2 protein-coding genes and 1 pseudogene are annotated in these 1,544 nt (G+C 73.7%); 1 reads left to right on the forward strand and 2 read right to left on the reverse strand.

The window, feature by feature from the left end:
• The coding region (locus tag ACWEN3_RS46440; RefSeq protein WP_452984468.1) for an SRPBCC family protein at positions 1 to 492 on the reverse strand (492 nt) is incomplete at its 3' end.
• Between the two features lie 174 nt (positions 493 to 666).
• On the opposite strand from ACWEN3_RS46440, the gene ACWEN3_RS46445 reads away from it, so the two are divergent.
• Positions 667 to 1,167, forward strand: a complete 501-nt coding sequence (locus tag ACWEN3_RS46445; RefSeq protein ID WP_452984470.1) for a hypothetical protein — start codon at positions 667 to 669, stop codon at positions 1,165 to 1,167.
• Between the two features lie 59 nt (positions 1,168 to 1,226).
• Here the strand turns inward: ACWEN3_RS46445 and ACWEN3_RS46450 are convergent.
• Positions 1,227 to 1,544, reverse strand: a pseudogene (locus tag ACWEN3_RS46450) (hypothetical protein); the annotation flags it as partial.

Consider the following 1,544-nt stretch of genomic DNA (forward strand, 5'->3'; position numbering starts at 1 on the left):
GCCAGCACCGACCCGCGCCGGGAGCTGACCCGGACCTCCTCGCCGACCACGACCCCGTACCGCTCCGGACTCCCCGCCGCGCTCCTCGATGTACTTCTTGAAGCGCTTCATGTCGCCCTTGACGCGCCGGTCGAGCACGCCCAGCATGTCCGCGGTCTTCTCCGCGGCCCCGCTGGGTTCGACATCCATGACGAGTTCCACCCGGGTGTGCATGTCGTCCATGCGCTGGAAGCGGACGCTGCCCCGCTGAGCCGTGTCACCGGTGGTGGTGCGCCAGGTGATGCGCTCGTCCGCGAGCTGGTCCACGATCTCGGTGTCGAACTCCCGCCGGACTCCGCCGATCTTGGTGGTCCAGTGGTTGTGGCGGTCGTCCAGCTGCCTGACTTCCTCGACGCCTTCCATGAACTCGGGGAACGACTCGAACTGCGTCCACTGGTTGTAGGCCGTGTGGACCGGTACGTCGACTTCCACCGTTTCCTTGACCGTGCTCATCACTGTGCCTCCGTTACGTGGATTCGCTGCCGAAGGCGAGTACCCGAGGCGCTCCGGCTTTCACCCCCTGTTTCGCGTGCGGCCGGCGCCGTGCCGTCCGGGGCCGCCTGACCGGGAATCCGGATGCCGGCGGCTAGCGTCGGGGCAGACAGCTGACGACGGCCGGAGGGCGCGGTGGCGGAGCGACGGGAACGGACGGCACCGGATGCCGTGCTGACGCGGATCGGGCAGGTCGTGATGCTGCACCACGGCGGCGACCGCGAGGAGGCCCGCAGCCGCTTCCTCGATCTGTGGGCGGAGGTCGGCGAGGACGGCGATCCGCTGCACCGCTGCACGCTGGCCCACTACCTCGCCGACACCCAGGACGACCCGGCGGACGAACTCGCCTGGGATCTGCGGGCGTTCGCCGCGGCCCAGGAGCTGGCCGACGGCGACCCCGCGGGCGTCCGGGGATTCCTTCCCTCCCTGCACCTCAACCTGGCCGCCGACTACGTCAAGCTGGACCGCCCCGAGGCCGCCCGCAGCCACCTCCGCCACGCCCGCACCGCCGCGGACTCCCTCGCCGACGACGCCTACGGCGAGGGCGTCCGGGCCGCGATCGGCCGTCTGGAACTGCGGCTGGGGGAGGACGGGCCGGCGGGCGGCGAGCCCTGGGGGCCGCCTCGCCGGCGCTAGCGCCGAGCGCCGGGTACGGCGACGTGTCGTCGCCATGTGCCGGCACGGGCCCGCGCCGCTCAGCGGCCGTACGCCTCCTCGCAGATCACCGCCTCCGGGCTGTCCTTGCGCCAGCCGCCGTACCGCTTGCCGAGGGCGCACAGGTCCGGCGCCTTCGGAAGCGACCGCGGGAGGTGCGGGGCGGCGGTGTCCCCGTCCTGGGGCTGGTGCGGGCCCGGGCGGTTGCGCGGCGGCGCCGGGAGCCGTTGTCCGACCGGAGGTGCTGCGCTCGGCCGGTGGGGCGCGGCCGACGGCGGGGAGTGCTCCGGGCGCCGGGACGGGCCGGCCATCGCGAGCGCCTCCTGGGCCGGCGCCTGCACCATCCGCGGCGCCGTGCT

The sequence above is a fragment of the Streptomyces sp. NPDC004561 genome, assembly GCF_053602155.1.